Source organism: Bradyrhizobium sp. 138, from assembly GCF_023074075.1.
Taxonomy (GTDB): Bacteria; Pseudomonadota; Alphaproteobacteria; order Rhizobiales; family Xanthobacteraceae; genus Bradyrhizobium.
In genome coordinates this window covers 340,235-359,043 of the sequence record NZ_JADPKT010000003.1, presented here as the reverse complement: position 1 = coordinate 359,043, position 18,809 = coordinate 340,235, and the positions used below count along the sequence as shown (strand labels likewise).

Annotated in this window: 14 protein-coding genes; 6 read left to right on the top strand and 8 right to left on the bottom strand. The window is 65.4% G+C overall.

All coding sequences use genetic code 11. The features are described 5' to 3' along the window. The first annotated feature begins 70 nt into the window (after positions 1 to 70). Together IVA79_RS02675 and IVA79_RS02670 are read left to right on the top strand one after the other, a co-directional pair. A complete protein-coding gene (locus IVA79_RS02675; RefSeq protein ID WP_247550227.1) occupies positions 71 to 2,656 on the top strand; it encodes a CHAT domain-containing tetratricopeptide repeat protein in 2,586 nt (861 codons plus the stop codon). 285 nt (positions 2,657 to 2,941) lie between these two features. Beyond that, the gene (locus IVA79_RS02670) at positions 2,942 to 4,558 is read left to right on the top strand and encodes a phosphoenolpyruvate carboxykinase (RefSeq protein WP_247550226.1); all 1,617 of its coding nucleotides are present in this window, start codon (positions 2,942 to 2,944) and stop codon (positions 4,556 to 4,558) included. Between the two features lie 174 nt (positions 4,559 to 4,732). On the opposite strand, the gene IVA79_RS02665 is transcribed toward IVA79_RS02670, so the two are convergent. The 3 genes from IVA79_RS02665 to IVA79_RS02655 all read right to left on the bottom strand — a co-directional run bounded on the left by IVA79_RS02665 (position 4,733) and on the right by IVA79_RS02655 (position 8,509). Then, complete coding sequence (locus IVA79_RS02665; RefSeq protein WP_247550225.1) at positions 4,733 to 5,548, bottom strand: thioesterase family protein; 816 nt, start codon at positions 5,546 to 5,548, stop codon at positions 4,733 to 4,735. Positions 5,549 to 5,552: 4 nt separating this feature from the next. Next, a complete protein-coding gene (locus IVA79_RS02660; protein WP_247550224.1) occupies positions 5,553 to 5,894 on the bottom strand; it encodes a hypothetical protein in 342 nt (113 codons plus the stop codon). Positions 5,895 to 5,992: 98 nt separating this feature from the next. Continuing rightward, positions 5,993 to 8,509 (bottom strand): glycogen/starch/alpha-glucan phosphorylase, encoded by a 2,517-nt coding sequence (locus IVA79_RS02655; RefSeq protein WP_247550550.1) that lies wholly within the window; start codon positions 8,507 to 8,509, stop codon positions 5,993 to 5,995. A gap of 207 nt (positions 8,510 to 8,716) precedes the next feature. Between IVA79_RS02655 and IVA79_RS02650 the strand changes: the two genes are divergently transcribed. Further along, positions 8,717 to 8,962, top strand: a complete 246-nt coding sequence (locus tag IVA79_RS02650; RefSeq protein WP_247550223.1) for a hypothetical protein — start codon at positions 8,717 to 8,719, stop codon at positions 8,960 to 8,962. A gap of 44 nt (positions 8,963 to 9,006) precedes the next feature. Here the strand turns inward: IVA79_RS02650 and IVA79_RS02645 are convergent, their stop codons facing one another. Next, the gene (locus tag IVA79_RS02645; RefSeq protein ID WP_247550222.1) at positions 9,007 to 9,870 is read right to left on the bottom strand and encodes a LysR substrate-binding domain-containing protein; all 864 of its coding nucleotides are present in this window, start codon (positions 9,868 to 9,870) and stop codon (positions 9,007 to 9,009) included. 110 nt (positions 9,871 to 9,980) lie between these two features. On the opposite strand from IVA79_RS02645, the gene IVA79_RS02640 reads away from it, so the two are divergent. Both IVA79_RS02640 and IVA79_RS02635 read left to right on the top strand, forming a co-directional pair. Then, the gene (locus IVA79_RS02640; protein ID WP_247550221.1) at positions 9,981 to 10,892 is read left to right on the top strand and encodes a DMT family transporter; all 912 of its coding nucleotides are present in this window, start codon (positions 9,981 to 9,983) and stop codon (positions 10,890 to 10,892) included. A 12-nt stretch (positions 10,893 to 10,904) separates the two neighbouring features. Beyond that, the gene (locus tag IVA79_RS02635; RefSeq protein ID WP_247550220.1) at positions 10,905 to 11,678 is read left to right on the top strand and encodes an MBL fold metallo-hydrolase; all 774 of its coding nucleotides are present in this window, start codon (positions 10,905 to 10,907) and stop codon (positions 11,676 to 11,678) included. Positions 11,679 to 11,781: 103 nt separating this feature from the next. On the opposite strand, the gene IVA79_RS02630 is transcribed toward IVA79_RS02635, so the two are convergent. The 4 genes from IVA79_RS02630 to IVA79_RS02615 form a co-directional block, all read right to left on the bottom strand. After that, positions 11,782 to 12,552, bottom strand: coding sequence for a TIGR02186 family protein (locus tag IVA79_RS02630; protein WP_247550219.1), 771 nt, complete (start codon positions 12,550 to 12,552; stop codon positions 11,782 to 11,784). Further along, positions 12,552 to 13,466 carry a sulfite exporter TauE/SafE family protein gene (locus tag IVA79_RS02625; RefSeq protein WP_247550218.1) on the bottom strand — a complete coding sequence of 305 codons (915 nt, stop codon included), beginning with the start codon at positions 13,464 to 13,466 and terminating at the stop codon, positions 12,552 to 12,554. Before IVA79_RS02625 ends, IVA79_RS02630 begins: the two co-directional genes overlap by 1 nt. A 361-nt stretch (positions 13,467 to 13,827) precedes the next feature. Then, the gene (locus IVA79_RS02620; protein WP_247550217.1) at positions 13,828 to 17,286 is read right to left on the bottom strand and encodes a hypothetical protein; all 3,459 of its coding nucleotides are present in this window, start codon (positions 17,284 to 17,286) and stop codon (positions 13,828 to 13,830) included. A gap of 339 nt (positions 17,287 to 17,625) precedes the next feature. Next, positions 17,626 to 18,216, bottom strand: coding sequence for a PadR family transcriptional regulator (locus tag IVA79_RS02615; protein WP_247550216.1), 591 nt, complete (start codon positions 18,214 to 18,216; stop codon positions 17,626 to 17,628). A gap of 201 nt (positions 18,217 to 18,417) precedes the next feature. On the opposite strand from IVA79_RS02615, the gene IVA79_RS02610 reads away from it, so the two are divergent. Then, positions 18,418 to 18,804: a nuclear transport factor 2 family protein gene (locus tag IVA79_RS02610; protein WP_247550215.1), complete on the top strand. Its 387-nt coding sequence runs from the start codon at positions 18,418 to 18,420 to the stop codon at positions 18,802 to 18,804. Positions 18,805 to 18,809 lie beyond the last annotated feature (5 nt).

The window sequence follows — 18,809 nt, the reverse complement described above, 5'->3', positions numbered from 1 at the left end:
AACGCCTTGAACGCTGCCGCCCACCGCTGCGACCCATGTGAGAATCTTATGGCTTGCAGCGAGAGGGGTCATGAAGCGTCATCGTTTGATGCTGGTCGCGGGTGTGGCGCTCGCGATCGCGGCGCTGCCCATGCCTAGTCTCGCTCAGAAGGGTCTCGCCGCAGAAGGCGCGCGGATCAATGCGCTCATTGGTGCGGGCAAGTATCCGGAAGCTCTGCCCCTGGCGCAGGCGATGGCCGCGCGCCTGGAGAGTGAAAACGGTCGCGAGCTCGCAGCCGCGCTCAACAACCTCGGCCAGGTCCATGCCGGTCAGGGCCGGGATGACCTCGCCGAGCCGCTCTACAAGCGCGCCATCGCGCTGATGGAGAAGGCACTCGGTCTCGACACCGCCCTGATGGCGCCTGAGCTGAGTAACCTCGCCGCGCTCTATCAGCGGCAGAGCCGCTTCTCCGAAGCCGAGCCGCTGTTCAAGCGCGCCCTCGCCGTCAGCGAAAAGAGCCTGTCGCGCGACCATCCCGATGTCGGCCGGGCTCTGAACAACCTTGCCACGCTCTACGTGAAGCAGGAGCACTTTGCCGGCGCCGAACCGCTGTTCCAGCGGGCGCTGGCGATCTATCAGAAGGCCGCCGGGCCCGAGCATCCCGCGGTCGCCACCGTCCTGAACAATATCGGTCAGGTCGATCGCGACCTCAACCGCGATGCCGATGCCGAGGCACCGATCAAGCGATCGCTCGCCATCCGTGAAAAGGTATTGGGGCCGGATCATCCCGACGTGGCGCGTTCGCTGAACAATCTCGCCGGGCTCTACGAGCACCAGCAGCGCCATGCCGCGGCCGAGCCGCTCTATCGCCGCGCCTTGTCGATCCGCGAGCGTGCGCTCGGACCCGATCATCCCGATGTCGCGACCTCGACCAGCAATCTCGCTTATTTCCTTCAGGTGTCGGGCCGCACCGCCGACGCTGTGCCGCTCGCGCAGAAGACGCTTGCCGGCAACCGCGCGCAGCTGCGCGTCGTGCTCCCGGTTCTGTTCGCCGCGCGGCAGCAGGCGCTGCTGGCGAGCGACAAGGCGCTGGACGATGCGCTCGGCGCGGTTCAGCGCGGCACGCAATCTTCGGCCGCCTCTGCCGTGAACAAGCTCGCGGTGCGGATGGCTGCCGGCAGCGACCGGCTCGCCGAGCTGGTGCGCCGGGATCAGGATCTCGCGACTGAAGCCGAGGCGCTCGACAAGGCGATCATCGCCGCGGTGTCGAAACAGTCGGCCCAGCGAGACGTCGGGGCCGAGCAGCGCAGTCGCGCGCGGATTGCGGCGATCGCGACCGAGCGCAGCGGACTGCAGAAGACCCTCGCCGTCGAATTTCCCGACTATGCCTCGCTCTCCAACCCGCTGCCACTGGCGGTGAAGGATATCCAGCCGCTACTGGCGGCCGACGAGGCGATGGTGATCTATTCCGTCGTCGACAAGCAGAGCTATGTCATCGCGATCACGCGCGAGGGCGCCGAGTGGAAGGAGATTTCGCTCGGCGCAGACGCGATGGCACGGAAGGTGGCGGCCTTCCGCAGGGGGCTGGATGTCGGCAAGGCGCGCGATGCCTCCGGCAAATCGGGGCTGTTCGATCTTGCGCTCGCGAACGAGCTCTATGTCGCGCTGCTAGGCCCGGTCGAGGCGTTGACGAAGGACAAGCGCAATTTGCTGGTGGTGCCATCGGCGGCGCTGACGGCTCTGCCGTTTCATCTGCTGGTGACGGAGACGCCGCAGGTAGCGATCCCGGACCGGCTCGAGGGCTATCGCGATGCCGCCTGGCTGCTCCGGCGTCAGGCCGTCTCGGTGCTGCCGTCGGTGATCTCCCTGAAATCGCTGCGGGCCTTCGCTCGCAGGGATCAAGGCACAAAACCGATGACCGGCTTCGGCGACCCCGTCTTCAATCCTGCGCTGGAAGGACCCGCCGACCGTCGTGCTGCACGCGGCAAGGTCGCCGCGCGCAGCATCGCGACAACTGCCTATACCGACTTCTGGCGCGGCGCCGGTGTCGATCGCGCGCGGTTGGCGCAGGCCCTGCCGCAACTCCCCGATACCGCCGACGAGCTGAATGCGGTAGCGAGGGACGTCGGCGCCACTGACGCGGACATCCATCTCGGCCGCGATGCCAGCGAAACGACGCTCAAGCGTGCAGCGCTTGCTCAATACGGCATCATCTACTTCGCCACCCACGGCCTCGTTGCCGGCGACGTCAAGGGATTGGGTGAGCCCTCGCTTGCGCTTTCCATTCCCGATCAGCCGTCGGAGTTCGACGACGGTCTTCTGACCGCCAGCGAGGTGGCTCAGCTCAAGCTCAACGCCGATTGGGTGGTGCTGTCTGCCTGCAACACCATCGCAGGCGACAAGCCCGGCGCCGAGGCGCTGTCAGGATTGGCGCGCTCGTTCTTCTATGCAGGTGCGCGCGCGCTCCTGGTCTCGCATTGGGCCGTGGATTCAGAAGCTGCCACCCGCCTGACCATTTCGACGTTCGAGCTGCTCAAGAACGAACCAAAGATCGGCCGCGCCGAAGCCTTGCGCCGCGCGATGTTAACTTTTGCCGATGACACCTCGTCGCCGCGCAACGCCTACCCTGCGATGTGGGGGCCGTTCGCACTGATCGGCGAAGGTGAGGTAAGATAAGAAGGTGCGGCTGAGATTGTGCGTCGCAAAAACCTGACGTAACGCATAAACGCGCATTTGGTTGCGCGATCATCGCTGATTTCTTGATGCGCCTGCTCAGAGCTGACATGCGCGACGTTTGGCGCGGTCTTTGAATAAACCAAATCCTGCGGGATCGGCTTGGCAACGCCAGCGTTCATCAGTATTAGGTCGCCCAACCGAGGCCAGATGGCCTATATTCACGGTGACCGCGATGGCGCCAAACTTGGTCGCGATGAGTGTCGCGGGTTCTAGGAGGATTTTTTCGTGCAAGAGACGGGCGTGCGCAACGGTGCCTTCGGCGCCGACAAATTCGGCTTAAGGAATCTCAAGCAGGTTCACTGGAACCTGGGTGCGCCGCAACTCTATCAACACTCGCTCGCAGCGGGTGAAGCGGTGCTGTCCGCTGACGGCGCGCTCTGCGCCGACACCGGCGAGTTCACCGGGCGCAGCCCGAAGGACAAGTTCACGGTGCGTGACGCCTCCACCGACAAGAAGATGTGGTGGGCCGGCAACCAGTCCATCACCGCGGAGCAGTTCGAGACGCTCTACCAGGACTTCCTCAAGCACGCCGAAGGCAAGAAGCTGTTCGCGCAGGACCTCTATGGCGGCGCCGATCCGGCCTACCGGATCAAGACGCGCGTCTTCACCGAGCTCGCCTGGCACTCGCTGTTCATCCGCACGCTGCTGATCCGTCCCGAGGCGATCGAGCTGTCGACCTTCGTGCCGGAGCTCACCATCATCGACATGCCGAGCTTCCGCGCAGATCCTAAACGCCATGGCTGCCGTTCGGAGAACGTCGTTGCGATCGACTTCGCCCGCAAGATCGTCCTGATCGGCGGGTCTTATTATGCCGGCGAGATGAAGAAGTCGGTCTTCACCACGCTGAACTATTATCTGCCCGAGCGCGGCGTGATGCCGATGCACTGCTCGGCCAATGTCGGCGCCAAGGGCGACGCGGCGATCTTCTTCGGGCTATCAGGCACCGGCAAGACCACGCTGTCGGCCGATCCGAACCGCACGCTGATCGGCGACGACGAGCATGGCTGGGGCCCGAACGGCGTGTTCAATTTCGAGGGCGGCTGCTATGCCAAGTGCATCAAGCTGTCGCAGGAAGCAGAGCCCGAGATCTACGCGGCATCGACGCGCTTCGGCGCGGTGCTCGAGAATTGCGTGCTCGACGATGACACCCGCGTGGTGGATTTCGACGACGGCTCCAAGACCGAGAACACGCGCTCTGCGTATCCGCTGGACTTCATCCCGAACGCCTCGCGCACCGGCCGCGCGCCGCAGCCGAAGAACGTGGTGATGCTCGCCGCCGACGCCTTCGGCGTGCTGCCGCCGATCGCCAAGCTCACGCCGGCGCAGGCGATGTATCACTTCCTGTCCGGCTATACCGCCAAGGTCGCCGGCACCGAGCGCGGTCTCGGCAACGAGCCGCAGCCGGAATTCTCGACTTGCTTCGGCTCGCCCTTCCTGCCGCTCGATCCATCCGTCTACGGCAACATGCTGCGTGACCTCATTGCCCAGCACAATGTCGATTGCTGGCTGGTCAACACCGGATGGACCGGCGGCAAGTATGGTGTCGGCTCGCGCATGCCGATCAAGGTGACGCGCGCGTTGCTCACCGCCGCGCTCGACGGCTCGCTTCGCAACGTCGAATTCCGCACCGACAAATATTTCGGCTTCGCGGTCCCGACCGCGCTGCCCGGCGTGCCGAGCGAAATCCTCAACCCGGCCAATACCTGGAAGGACAAGGACGAGTTCGACAAGACCGCTCGCGCCCTGGTCGGCATGTTCCAGAAGAACTTTGCCAAGTTCGAAGCCCAGGTCGACGCCGAGGTGCGCGCCGCCGCGCCGGATGTGAAGCTCGCGGCGGAGTAAGTCTGCTCAATTCGGAATGCAAAAGGGCGGCTCAGAGGCCGCCCTTTTTGTTTGTGCACGATCTCTCCGCTCGTCATTGCGAGCGCAGCGAAGCAATCCAGAAGTCTTTCCGCGGAGACAGTCTGGATTGCTTCGTCGCAAGGGCTCCTCGCAATGACGAGTGCGTGGAAGCAGCTACGCCTTGAAATACGCGATCTGCGTGCTCGTCGCGAGCAGCCGTCCGTCCGGCGACCACAGCTCGGCGTTCTGGTCGCCATAGCTCTTGTGGAAGATCTTTGCGTCCGCCGTCGCCAGCACGCGGGTGATGTCCTCGGAGGCAAGCTCTTCGCTGTCGGTGTGGAAATACGTCGTCAGCGACACCGTGCCGAACGGTACCAGCTCGCGCCTTGCGTGGAAGACGCGGCCGAAGAAGGCGTCCGACATCGCCATCAGCGACAGCATGTCGAGCCTGCGCGGCGTGCGGTCGCTGATCCAGATCTTCGAATAGGTGCTGGCCGGCTCGGCCTGCGGCGGGCCGATCCGCATCTCGCCCTCGACGAAGCGGAATTCATACTGATTGGCCCAGGATGCCGAGATCCTCGGGAATGGCAGCGTTTGTTCGAACGGTTTGGTCTCAGGAAATTGCGCCACCCGGTGCTCCCAGGACGGCCGCCGCTCGGCGAACACCGCGGTGGCGAGCGTTGCGACCTCGCCGCCGCCTTGGCTGAGCTCGACGCTCCAGTGCTGGCTGGAACGGTTGGCCTTCACCAGACGCACGTCGAGATCGAATGCGCCCTTGGCGATCGGCGCACAGTAGTTGATGGTCAGCGCCAGCGGATCGCCGGCGCGTTCCGGATGATCGATCAGCGCGCGCAAAATGGTCGCGGCGGTAGCGCCGCCGAACGGGCCGACAAAGGCCCAGTAATCGTCGCTGGTATGCCCCTGCCAGCTGGAGTCGCCGGCGGTGACGCGCGTGGCGTCGTCAAAGGGGTGCGGGAGTTTTGCATGCATTGAACTAGACCTTCACTGCGCTTCCGTCCCAAAGGCGAAATTCCATCGTCTCATCATCGGGGCCATATTTTTGCGAACCGGCAAGATCGTCTGCCGGGTCGTCAGTGACCCAGACATCCGCCACCGAGCCATTTATGAGCTTCATCGCGATGACGCTCTTGCCGCTGGTTAAATCCGCGACGAAGTCACCGATGGCGGCCTCCTCGTCCTTCCCGGACAGACTGGCAAGAATGCTGCCGTGCGTGTGCCAGGGGAACCCATCAAAACCCAACGTCCAGTCTCCGTCGGGACAGATGACAAGCAACCGAAGCTGGCCATCGGGGCTGCTGTACTCGCCGACGGGCATGTTCGACTCCGGCTTGAGAACGCTCAAGCCGTGATATGATGGCTATCCTGCCAAATCAATGACTTCGCAGATAATCGCCGCTTCCACCCCGCGGAAAATCAGCCTGCGACGTCGCGCAAGTTCGGCAGCTGTGGCGTGGTCGGGTTGACCGGCACATTCCAGATCTCCTCGGCATATTCGCGGATGGTGCGGTCCGAGGAGAACCACGCCATGCGTGCGACGTTGAGGATGGAGGCGCGGGTCCAGGCCGGCGTCACCTGCCAGCGCGCATCGACGCTGCGCTGCGCTTCGTAATAGGAATCGAAATCGGCGCTGACCATGTAATGGTCGAGATAGCGCAGCGCGTGCGCGATGGATTCGAAGCGGCCGGGATCGCCGGGCGAGAACTCGCCGGCGCCGATCGCGTTGATGGCGCGCTGCAGCTTCGGTGAATTGCGGATCACGTCGGCGGCGTCGAGCCCCTGCTTACGCCGGATCATCACGTCGCCGGCCTCCATGCCGAAGATCGCGATGTTCTCAGGCCCGACATGGTCGCGGATCTCGATATTGGCGCCGTCGAGCGTGCCGATCGTGATGGCGCCGTTGAGCGCCAGTTTCATGTTGCCGGTGCCGGAGGCTTCCATGCCGGCGGTCGAGATCTGCTCGGAGAGGTCGGCCGCGGGAATGATGACCTCGGCGAGGCTGACATTGTAGTCGGGCAGGAACACGACCTTGAGCTTGCCGCCGATCGCGGGATCGTTGTTGACGGCTTCCGCGACGTCGTTGATCAGCTTGATGATCAGTTTTGCGTATTTGTAGCTCGCCGCGGCCTTGCCGGCGAAGATCTTCACCCGCGGCACCCAATTGCCGTTGGGGTCATCCTTGATCGACTGGTACAGCGCGACCGTTTCGATGACGTTGAGGAGCTGGCGCTTGTATTCGTGGATGCGCTTGATCTGCACGTCGAACAGCGCGGTCGGGTCGACCTTGATGCCGAGCCGCTCGCCGATCAACCGGGCGAGTTGTGTCTTGTTGTGGTGCTTGACGCTGCGGAATTTCTTCTGGAATTCGACATCGCTGGCGCGGGCCTCGATCAGACTGAGCTGGGTCGGATCGTCGAGCACGGCCTCGCCGCAGGTCTCGCGCAACAGATCGGTCAGCTTCGGATTCGCCAGCATCAGCCAGCGGCGGAAGGTGATGCCGTTGGTCTTGTTGGTGATGCGGCCGGGATAGAGATGGTTGAGGTCGTGGAACACGGTCTCGCGCATCAGGTCCGAATGCATTCCCGAGACGCCGTTGATGCGGTGGGAGCCGACGAAGGCGAGCTGGCCCATGCGCACGCGGCGCCCGCTCTTTTCGTCGATCAGCGAGACCGAGGCACGGAAGTCGATGTCGCCGGGGCAGCGCGCCTCCGCGAGCGCCAGATGCTGCACGTTGATGCGGTAGATGATCTCCAGGTGCCGCGGCAGCAGCCGCTCGAACAGCTCGACCGGCCAGGTCTCCAGTGCCTCGGGCAGCAGCGTGTGGTTGGTGTAGGAGAGCGTGGCGACCGTGATCTTCCAGGCCTCGTCCCAGCGGAAATTGTGCAGGTCGACGAGGATGCGCATCAGCTCGGTGACGGCGAGGCTCGGATGGGTGTCGTTGAGCTGCACCGCGACCTTGGACGACAGGCTGCGCAGCTGGCCGTCGGAGGCAAGATGCCGCTTGACGAGATCCTGCAGCGAGGCCGAAACGAAGAAATATTCCTGGCGCAGCCGCAGCTCGCGGCCCGCCGGGCTCTCGTCGTTCGGATAGAGGAATTTGCAGATCGCTTCGGCGCGCGACTGCTCGGCGCTGGCGCTGACATAGTCGCCCTTGTTGAAAGCGTCGAGCTTGAGCGGGTCGGGCGAGCGCGCCGACCACAGGCGGAGCGCGTTGACGTGCTGGCCGCGCCAGCCGACGATCGGCGTGTCATAGGCGATCGCCTGCACGGTCTCGCCGGGATGCCAGATCGCGCGGTCGCGACCCTTGTCGTCGACATGCTCGACGCCGCCGCCGAAATTGATGTCGTAGATCACCTCGGGCCGCTGCAATTCCCAGGGGTTGCCGAAGCTCAGCCATTCGTCCGGATATTCCTGCTGCCAGCCCTGATTGATGATCTGGCGGAACAGGCCGAAATCGTAGCGGATGCCGTAGCCGATCGCGGGGATCGACAGCGTCGCCATGCTTTCCATGAAGCAGGCGGCAAGCCGCCCCAGGCCGCCATTGCCGAGCGCGGCGTCCGGCTCGCATTTGCGCAGCTCCGGCAGCGAGACACCGAGATCGCCGAGCGCGACCTCGAAGATCTTCAAAAGGCCCATATTGTTGAGCGCGTCACTGAACAGGCGGCCGATCAGGAATTCGAGCGAGAGATAATAGACGCGCTTGCGGCCTGCGTCGTAGCTATGCTTCTCCGCGGTCAGCCAGCGATGCACGATGCGGTCGCGCAGCGCGAGCGCCGCGGCCTGATACCAATCGTGCCTGGTTGCCATGCCGGCATCCTTGCCGATGGCAAGCCGCAGCTTCGCCAGGATCGCGCCCTTGATCTCAGCCAGCGCGAGTTCGTCGATGGGCTGCGTGAGGGCGGGAAAACTGGGCTGGAACGATTGATCTTGCAAAGCTGTCATTTCCTGGTCGAAAGAACGCAAACTCACCCTACGCGTCTTGCCCCTGCACCGGAACCATCACTGGTGCGGCCGTGCACTGCGCTGGCGTAAATTTATGCAAGGAACGGGCCGATTTGGGAACCCGGACCAGCACGGAGAAACGCGGATTTGCTGCTAGAGTGACGGCCAAATCAGCCATCAGTGTGGAGGAGACGCCCCATGAGACCTCTGATGAGACTGCTGATCGAAATCGCCACTGCGGCCCTGCTCGTCGTCTGCATCAGCGCCACCAGCGCTGCGTTTGCCGCCGGCAAGATGGGCCGCGGCGCCGACGGCCTCAGCTGCGCCGTCTCTCTCCCGCAAAACGCAACGCCCGCGCAGCGCTGCGCCGCCATCAAGCGCCAATGCGGCGGCAAGTTTTATGCGAGTGCGTGCGGTGACAGGCTGATGTCCGCGGCGAATTGAGCGGCGGGCGCAGCCGCGCGGCTCAAGCCGGCTTCAAGCAGCCTTCAAGCCGCCTTGGCCTGCACCGCATCACAAAACTCGGCGAGACGATCCGCAAGCCGCAGCGTTGCCGGGCTCGCATCGGGCGATGCCATCAGTGCGACTTCGGTCTTGTTGATCGGCGCAAAACCTTCCTTCGCCGTCAGCACCCGGTGGTCGGACTGGATCGACATCTCCGACAGGATGCTGAGGCCCATGCCGGCGGCGACGGCGGCCTGGATGCCGGAAAGGCTCGATGACGTATAGGCGGTGTGCCAGGCGCGGCCCGCGCTTTCCAGCGCGTGGATGGCGCCGGCGCGATAGATGCAGCCGAGCGGAAAGCCGATCAGCGGCACCGACGCCACGCTGACGTCGACGGGATGGCTTTTGCTGGTGACCCAATGCACCTGCTCCGGCCACACCGCGATGGCACCGTTCGCACCAGCCTCGCGCTTGTACAGCGCAAGGTCGAGCTCGCCGCGTTCGAGATCCCGGGCGAGGTGCTTACTCTGGTCGGCGCGCACGTCGAGCCGCAGCGCAGGATGCGAGCGCGAGAATGCGCCCAGCAGCTTCGTCAGCCGGTACGCCGCAAAATCCTCGGGGATTCCGAGCCGGATCGCGCCTTCGCCATCCGGCTGGCGCAGCACGTCGCGCGCCTCCTCGGCCAGCGAGAGCAGCCGCCGCGCATAGGACAGCAGCCGCTCGCCGGCCTCCGTCGGTCGCACGTCCTTGCCGTCGCGATGCAGCAGCACCTGGCCGACGTCCTCCTCGAGCCGCTTGATCTGCTGGCTGACGGTCGATTGCGTGCGGTGGACGCGTTCGCCGGCGCGGGTGAAGCCGCCGGCTTCCACCACTGAGACGAAGCTGCGCAGCAGATCGAGATCCAGCATGGCTGACTCCATTCGAAAATCAACTTATCGGCAGTTAATCATTTAATTTCCAAATGACAAGCGGTCTCCCTAGATCGAGGGCCAGAAGAAAAACATCCGAGAATGCCCTCATGTCGCTCGCCCCCTCGATTTCGGTTCCCAGCCGCCGCTTCAACACGCTGCCGCTCGCTATCGGCCTGTTCTGCCTGCTCTGGAGCTACGCCTTCGTCGCCGGCAAGATCGGCGTCACCCATTGCCCGCCGCTGATCCTGCTCGCCGCGCGTTTCTCGCTCGCCGGCATTTTGATCCTCGGTGCGACGCTGGCCCGCGGCGAGGCCTGGTCGCTATCCTGGCGCGATGCCGCGATCTTCGCCGTGCTCGGCATCGCCAACAACGCGCTCTATCTCGGCCTCGGCTACACCGGTCTGCAATCGGTCTCCGCCGGCCTCGGCGGCCTGATCGTATCGGCCAATCCGGTATTCACCGCGGCGTTAGCGGCCCTGTTGCTCGGCGAAGGCATGACATGGCGCAAGGCCTGCGGCCTCCTGCTCGGCATCACCGGTGTGACGCTGATCGTCTGGCATCGCCTGTCGGTCGGCACGGATTCGCTGCACGGCATCGTCTTCACGCTGGCCTCGCTGGCCTCGATCGTCGCCGGCACGATCCTGTTCAAGCTGCTCGCACCGAAGGGCTCCTTGTGGATCGGCAACGGCGTGCAGAACCTCGCTGCCGGCATCGTGCTGACGCCGGTCGCGCTCACCTTCGCCGACATCCACGCGATCGATGTCGCGCCGAGCCTGATCGGCGCCTTTGCATTCCTCGTGCTGGGCGGCTCGATCCTGGCCTATTGGCTCTGGTTCCATCTCCTGAAAGTGTGCGGCGCGACCGCGGCCAGCGCCTATCATTTCCTGATGCCGCCGCTCGGCATGCTGTTCGCGTATCTCGTGCTCGGCGAACACGTCGAGGCGCGCGACCTCCTCGGCATCATCCCGGTCGCGCTCGGCATTTACCTGGTGACGCGGCCTGCAAAGCCCGTCTCGTAACAGGAGTTGATCATGCCCATTTCCATCACCCTGATCGGCGGCCCCACCGCGCTGATCGAGATCGACGGCTTCCGCCTGCTCACCGATCCGACCTTCGATGCGCCCGGCGCCTACCAGCTGCCGCATGTGAAGCTGGAGAAGACCCTCGGGCCCGCCTTGAGGCCCGATGCGATCGGCCCGGTCGATGCCGTGCTGCTCAGCCATGATCAGCATTCGGACAATCTCGACAATTCGGGGCGCGACTATCTCCACAAGGTCAAGCGCGTGCTGACCACCGAAGCCGGTGCCAAACGTCTCGGCGGTCATGCCGAGGGTCTTGCGCCCTGGGCCACCACCCACATCAAGGACCGCGACGGCTGCACGCTGACGATCACCGCGACGCCGGCGCGCCACGGCCCAGCCGGCATCGAGCCGCTGTCCGGCGACGTGATCGGCTTCGTGGTGTCCTCAAGCCGCAAGGACACCAGCGCGGTCTATATCAGCGGCGATACCACCTGGTTCGACGGCGTCGCCGAAGTCGCGCGCCGCTTCACATGCGGCGTGGTGCTGCCCTTTGCCGGCGCCGCGCAAACGCGCGGGCCGTTCCATCTCACCATGGACACCAACGACACCATCGAGACCGCGCGCGCCTTCCCCGATGCGATGATCGTGCCGGTGCACACGGAAGGCTGGGCGCATTTCCGCCAGAACAGCGAGGATCTGCGCAAGACGTTCGACCTGCTCGGCTTCGGGACTCGGCTGCGGCTGCTGGAGCCGGGCGTGCCCACGGTGATCGAGGCGCCGTGAGATAGCCGCCGCCGTCATTGCGAGGAGCCCTTGCGACGAAGCAATCCAGAAACCCTCCGCGGCGGCAGCCTGGATTGCTTCGCTGCGCTCGCAATGACGGAGGCTAATCCTTCCGAAACACGATCGACGCCATCCAGCCCGTCATCAGCGCCATCGCCGCGGTGACGAGGCCGTAGAACAGCCCGTTCTGCCTGGCGGTGGTGGCGACGAACTGCTCGAAGCCGACCTTGACGATCTCGAACGCGGTCTCGGTCTTGCCGATGAACGCGCCGTTCGCAAACAGCTTGATCTCGACCTCGTAGGTGCCGATCGGCACCTCCGCCGGCAATGGAATGCCGGTGCGGAACAGGGTCGGCGTCAGGAACGTCACCGCGCTTCCATCCTCGCGATAGAGCCCGCGCTGGGTGCGCAGGCGGATGAAGGCCGTGCGGAACGCATCGTTCGGCACCACGTCGGCATAGTCGCCGCCGACCCGCTGCGTCAGCAGCACGTTGTTGAGCCCGATCTGCTGCCGCCGCGCGATCTCGGGCGAGGTGATCGCGTCGAAGGGGCGGTTGGCGAACAGCGCCAGATAGCTCGGCACCTGCAGGAACTGCCGGTAGTCGGTGTTGATCCAGATCCCGAAGGTACGCTCCTTGCGCCGCGTCACCATATCGGCGCGCGGGCCCATCACGGTGACCACGAGATCATAGGCCGTGCGATCAGCGGGCGTCGTCGCGTCCTTCTCGACCGAGCCGAACAGCACCAGTTCCTCGCCGGAATAGTTCGGCGTCACCGTGACGCGGTGGTTGGAGACCGAGACGATCAGCCGCTCGGCGCGCGCGGCCGAGCCGAGCAACAGGACGAGCAGCAGTGCGAGAGCTGCGCGCATCATCAGCTCGCTCCGAGCTCACGGATGGTGAAGAGATCTCCGGGGCGGATCACGAGCTCGATCGCGAAGCGGACGCCGACCGAGAGGATCAGCAGGCCGAGCAGCAGTCGCAATTGTTCGCCGCGGATCTTCTGCCCGGCACGGACGCCGAACTGCGCGCCGGTGACGCCGCCGACCATCAGGATCAGCGCCAGCACGGCGTCGACCAGGTGATTGGTCACCGCATGCAGCATGGTCGCGAACAGCATCGTCACGAGCGTCAGGACCATCGAGGTCCCGATCACCGTCGAGGTCGGTACCCGCAAGAGGTAGATCATGATCGGCACCAGGATGAAGCCGCCGCCGATGCCCATGATGGCGCCGATGAAGCCGATCATGATGCCGACGACCACCACGGGGATGACCGAGAGATAGATCTTGGAGCGCTTGAACCGCATCTTCAGCGGCAGGCCGTGGATCCAGTTGTGCGTGCGCCGCGCCGGCAGCGCGCCGCGCCGGGTTCGCATCAAAGCGCGCAGGCCTTCGGAGAACATCAGGCTGCCGACGGTGCCGAGCAGCACGACGTAAGAGAGCGCGATCATCAGATCGAGCTGGCCGAGCGCGCGAAGCTGCGTGAAGGTCCACACGCCGAGCGCCGTCCCTGTCACGCCGCCGCAGAGCAGGACGCTCGCCAGGGCCGGATCGATTGCCCGCCGCCGCCAATAAGACAGCGCGCCGGAAAACGAGGAGGCCGCAATGTGGCTCGTGACGGAGGCGACCGCAACCGCCGGCGTGATGCCGATGAAGATCAGCAGCGGGGTCATCAGGAAGCCGCCGCCGATCCCGAACATGCCCGAGACGAAGCCGACCGCAGCGCCCATCGCGAGCACCAGGAAGACGTTGACCGGAAGATCGGCGATCGGAAGATAGAGCTGCATTGAACCACGCGCCGGCGGGACGGATCGACCATCGCGGAATGCCCGCGGGAAGATCGGAACGATTGCCGCCCCTCAATAGCGGAATTCGCCGGCGGGAGGGACCGGGAATTTTAGGCGTGGTGAATGAGGGCGATGAACTTGTTTGAACCAGTGCGAGCCACGGCCTCGGATCACCTCTCCCGGAGGGAGAGGTCGAAACGCATCGAAGATGCGATCCGGGTGAGGGATTACAGTCTCACCGAATGCTGCGGCCCCCCCACCCGGATTGCTCAGGCGCCCAAGTGCGCGCCACAGCAATCCGACCTCTCCCCGTCGGGGAGAGGTGGGCACTGCGCAACGCGGCCCGACCTTCCTCGTTGCTTCAATGCGCCGCCGAAGCCGCGCGCTTGGTGGCGACCGGCTTCGGCGCCGGCTTTGCGTTTGCCTGCGGCGCACTGTCCCAGCCGCCGTTCGGGGCCGGAACGTTGACGGCATCATCCGGCTGCGGCTCGGCGCTGAAGGTCTGGATCGCGAGCTTGGCGGCGGCGAGCGATTGCGGGTCGAGGCGCTTTGCGACGTCGTCGCGCTTGCCGGAGGCATCCGCGTCGCCTTGAGCGGCTGCCAGGCTGAACCATTTGTAGGATTCGGCGAGGTTCTGCTCGACGCCGATGCCGCGGGCATAGAGGATGCCGAGGTTGAACTGGCTGTCGGCGACGCCGCGATCGGCTGCTTTCCGGAACCACTGCGCCGCGCTCTTGTAGTTGGCGCCGCGTCCACCGCCGTCGGCGTCGAGCACGGCGAGATTGTGCATCGCCTTGGCGTTGCCGCGCTCGGCGGCCTGGGTGTAGTAGCGGCGGGCGATGTCGGCGTCCTTCTTCACGCCCAGGCCCTTTTCATAGAGCGTGCCGAGACGGAAGGTCGCGGGCACGACGCCGGCCTGCGCCGCGCGGTCGTACCATTTGGCGGCTTCGTCGTAATTCGTCGCAACACCCTTGCCCTCGGCAAAGCGCACGCCGATCTCGTAGGCCGCGGTCGCATCGCCCTTCATCGCGGCGGTGCGCAGGCCCGGGCCGCCGATGCCGTCAGGCAGCTTTTCGCTCGGCGGCACCTGGATCAGACTGAGCTTGGCGCGGCTGGTGCCCGACAGCGCACCGGTGACGTCGCTGCTTGGCGCTGCTGCGGGCGGCGTCGTGGCGGGCGCCGTCGGAATTTCAACCGAGGCCGAGTTGGCGGCGGGCGCCGGCGCGGAATTGTTCTGGGATTGCCGTCCGATCGGCGTCGGCGAGGTCATCGAGGGCGTGACCTGCTCGGGCGAGGCGGGCTTGTTCTCGATCACCGGCGGCGGGGCCTGCGGAGCGGGCTGGCTTGAGGTGTTGTCCATGGCCTGAGGCGCCGGCGTCGGGCTGCCCTCCAGCAGATTCATCGCCATCTTGAAGGTGCCGAGCACGATCACGACCACGCTCGCGCCGACAAGCAGCGAGCGGATCTTCGAGGTGATGGTCGAACCACCGTCCTTGCCCTTGTCCTTGGCGCGATCGGCGCCAGCCTTCGCTCCACCCTTGGCACCGCGCGCCGGCTTTTCCGGCTGCGCGGCGGCGGCCTGGGCGGCGCGGCGGGCGGCCGCGATGAAGCTCGACGACGAGACCGGCTCCTTCGCAGCAGCGGGAATGCCGCTGATCGCGCTCTCGGAGGCGGCGATGCGCTCCGACGGCGTGGCGGCACGTCCACCCGGCCGTGTGCCCGGCTCGAGCGGATGGTCCGGCGGCAATTCCGGGGCGAGCGCAGCGCGCGCGGGCGCCGTGTGCGGCTCCAGGATCTCGCTGATCGCGCGCGGCGGCAGGGGTGGCGCGACTTGCGATGCCATCGGCGCCGGCACCGGCGGCGCGGCGGGGGCAGCGGCATGGAATTCACGCGGCGCAGCGGCAAAGGCGGCTTGTGCCTGTTGCTGCGCGGCGGGATTCGGAAGCTCGGGCTTGGGATCGTATTTCGGCTGCTGTGCCTGCGGCCGCGGCTCACGCGCGACAGGCGCGGGCTCCATGGAAGCAGCAATGGGAGCGGCCATCGGCATGGGCATCGGCTGCGGCGCAGCGGCCGGCGGCGCGGTGCGCACCGCGCGCAGATCGCCCTCGATCATGGAGAGGCGATCGACGACATGGCCGAGCGCGCTGTGGACGGCGTCGAGCGAGTCCTGGGTGCTGCGGTTGGTCTCGGCCTGGCTGAAGCGGATGTCGGACAGCTCGCGCTTGACGAGATCGACCACGCCGGAATCGGCAGGCGCGGAATTGCGGCTCTCGGCCAGCGCGGAATACGTCGCTTGCTGCCGCTCCAGGTGTCTGAGAATGTCGTGCAGCCCGTCCTCGACGCGGCTTAAGTTGCCGTTGCGCGGGTCGGAGGCGGCTTCGATCCGCTCCAGCAAATATGAGACACGCTGTTCGAGATGGGCGAAGGTCGAGGCGGAATCGTTGCCGACCTGCATGCGGTCGAAACGGTCCGACAGCGCGCGGATCGCAGCTTCCAGATGCTCGGTGCTTTCGGACGGCTGCGGCCGCTCGCGGGTTTCCAGCGCCGCGGTGAGCGCTGCAATGCGCTGCTCCAGCACCGCAAAGCTGTCGCCCTGGCCGGAGGCGCGGGTGACCTGGTCGACCTTGGACGACAGCAGCTGTACGTCTTCGGACAGGCGCGCCAGCGCTTCGTTGGACGCGACGTTGGAGACGATGCCGCGCAGCGCCGAGATCGCGCTCTCGAGCTGATGCACCGTCGAGGGATCGTCATTGGCACGCAGAATCAAATCGAGCTTGGCGCCGAGATTGCGGATCGCCTCGTCATAGCCGGTGAGCTGTTCGGCCGGCGTCAGCGTGCGCAGCACCTGCTTGATGTCGGACAGCGCGTGCTCGATGCCCGACAGGACCTGGCCGTCGGTGCCGTTGGAACGCGTCTCGTCGATCCGGCGGTGCAGCGAGCGGATCTCGTTCTCGATCGATTCGATCGCGCGCCGCGGCATCGCCTCGGTGATGGCGGTGCGGATCTCGGCAAGCTCGCTGCGGAAGGCGTTGATCGCCTGCTCGGTATTGTCGGGGCGCTGCAGCGATTCGATCTGGCTCGTGATCTTGAGCAGATGGCGCTCGAGCGAGGAGAAATCCGGCCCCGGCGGTGGTGGCGGCGGAGCATAGGCAGGCGCGGGCGGCGCCATCGGAGGCGCGAAAGGAGCGGGTGCAGGTGCAATCGACGGCGCGGCACGCGGCGGCATCTGCCGAGGCGTAAAGCCGTCGAGCTCGCTCTGCCGCGCCGTGATCTCGGCGACGGCGACGTCGAACGAAGCGGGGCTCAGGGGAGGGGAGTTGCGATAGACCTGCGCTGCCGCGCGCTCGACCGCATCGGCCTGGCGCTGGCGCGTCTCGACCGGCGCGTGGCGCGGCCCCTGCGGCTGCTGCGGTTGCGGTTGCTGCGGCTTGGAGATTTGCGACAGCCGCGCATCGAGCCGCGAGATCGCATCGTTGAGCTGACGCGCGACGCCCTGCTCGCGCGAGACGTCCGGGCGCGAAGCGTCCTGTCTTGACGGGTCCTGGCGCGGCGCGGGCTTCGAGATGCGTTCGATCTGCTGGGTGATCGCGTCGAGCCGCTGGTGGATGTCGGCGACTTCGCGGCTTTCCTGGCTCGGTGCTTGCGGCACGTGGTGCGGACGCTGGTCATAAGGTCCGCGAAAATCTGGCGGGGCGGTCTCACCGAGCGTGGAGTTCAGCCAATCGTTGAGAGACATGCCGGCGCGGCGCGCAGCAGCTTCGGCCCGCTCCCGGACGGATGGGTCGATGCCGTCAACACTCCACGATACGCGCGAATTCATGACTCTGTCCGGTTCCGACTCCGGCGCCCCACCCGGCGCCTCCAGCCTCCCCACGCGCGCCAGTTGCAAACACAACCGAATTTGGCGCGGGTCGTCTGCCTCGAAATCCGACTTTTGTCCGTTACGGTAAATAACGAGTTAAGGAACGCGTCGCCGGTGTCTTAAAGTTGGGCGGCGGGAACCTGCGATGGCCGGCGATCTCGCCATTTTCACTACTGTCATACCCGGCTTGACCGGACATCCAGTACGCCGCGCCTTCTCCACGCCGTCTCTGGATAATGGATCGCCCGCCTTCGCGGGCGATGACAGTGAGAGAGGTTCGCGCAACGTCGACGCTCCTCAGCCCTTCCCCTCGCGCTTGCCCTCCTCCAGCGGCACCACGCTGGCCTTGCCGCTCATCGCCGAGAGCGCGGCAAGCGTCTCCTCGCAGAAATCGGCCACCATCTGCTCGTGCCGGGCCCCCAGGCGGAGCAGCAGCAGGTTGCCGAGGTCGAGCCGGCCCTCCGCCGTGCCGTCTGGAAAGCGCTTCTTCAGGATGCGCTCGTAATTGGCGTGGCGGTCGCGGTGGTGCTCCAGGCGGGCCATCAGGTCGGTGCGCAGCGGCTCGATGTCGATGCTGTCGAGGGCGTGGAGGCGTACCAGCAGGTCGTCCTTGGTCGAGGCTGGCGTGCTTGGCCGCGCGGCCCAGTGCCGCAGCGCTGTTCGCCCCTCCGGAGTAAGCGTATAAACCAGCTTGTTGGGCTTGCCAGATTGCACGACCTCGCGGCCCTGGATGTGGCCGCGGTCGCGCAGCTTGGAGAGCTCGCGGTAGATCTGCTGATGGTCGGCCTTCCAGAAGAAGCCGATCGAGGAATCGAACGTCTTGGCGAGCTCGTAGCCCGTCATCGGACGTTCCGTCAGGCATGCGAGGATTGCGTCGCCCAATGCCATGGCCGGCCTCCTTTTTCTTCGACCCTAACCAACCAGCTTGACTTTATGCGCATCGGCGCATATGCGTCAATGTGCATATGAGACGGGACCGAGACCGGGCCAAAGACCCGACCCGAAAACCTAGCGGAATCAACCATCTCGCTACTGTGCATGGGGTTGTTTTCGCGTTTCTTGTCCAGGCCTTTAGGGAGGCAGCTGAGAATGACCGGCCTCGATTCCTGGTACGCCTACATGACGTCTCACGATCGCGCCGCGCTCTGGGACCTCCTGCACCCCGATGCCGTGTTCGAAAGCCCCGTGGTGCATTCGCCGCAGCGTGGGCGCGACATCACCTTCAAATACCTCTCCAGCGCCGAGAAGGTGCTCGGTGGGCCCGGCTTCACCTATGTCGGTGAATGGCGCAGCGACACTGGCGCCGTGCTCGAATTCAAGAATGTCATCGACGGTATCGAGATCAACGGCGTCGACATCATCAGCTTCGATGCCGAGGGACGCATCACCCATTTCAAGGTGATGGTGCGTCCGCTCAAGGCGATCAACATGCTGCACCGCCTGATGGCGGAGCAGCTTGCCGCCGCCCAATCATAAGCCCA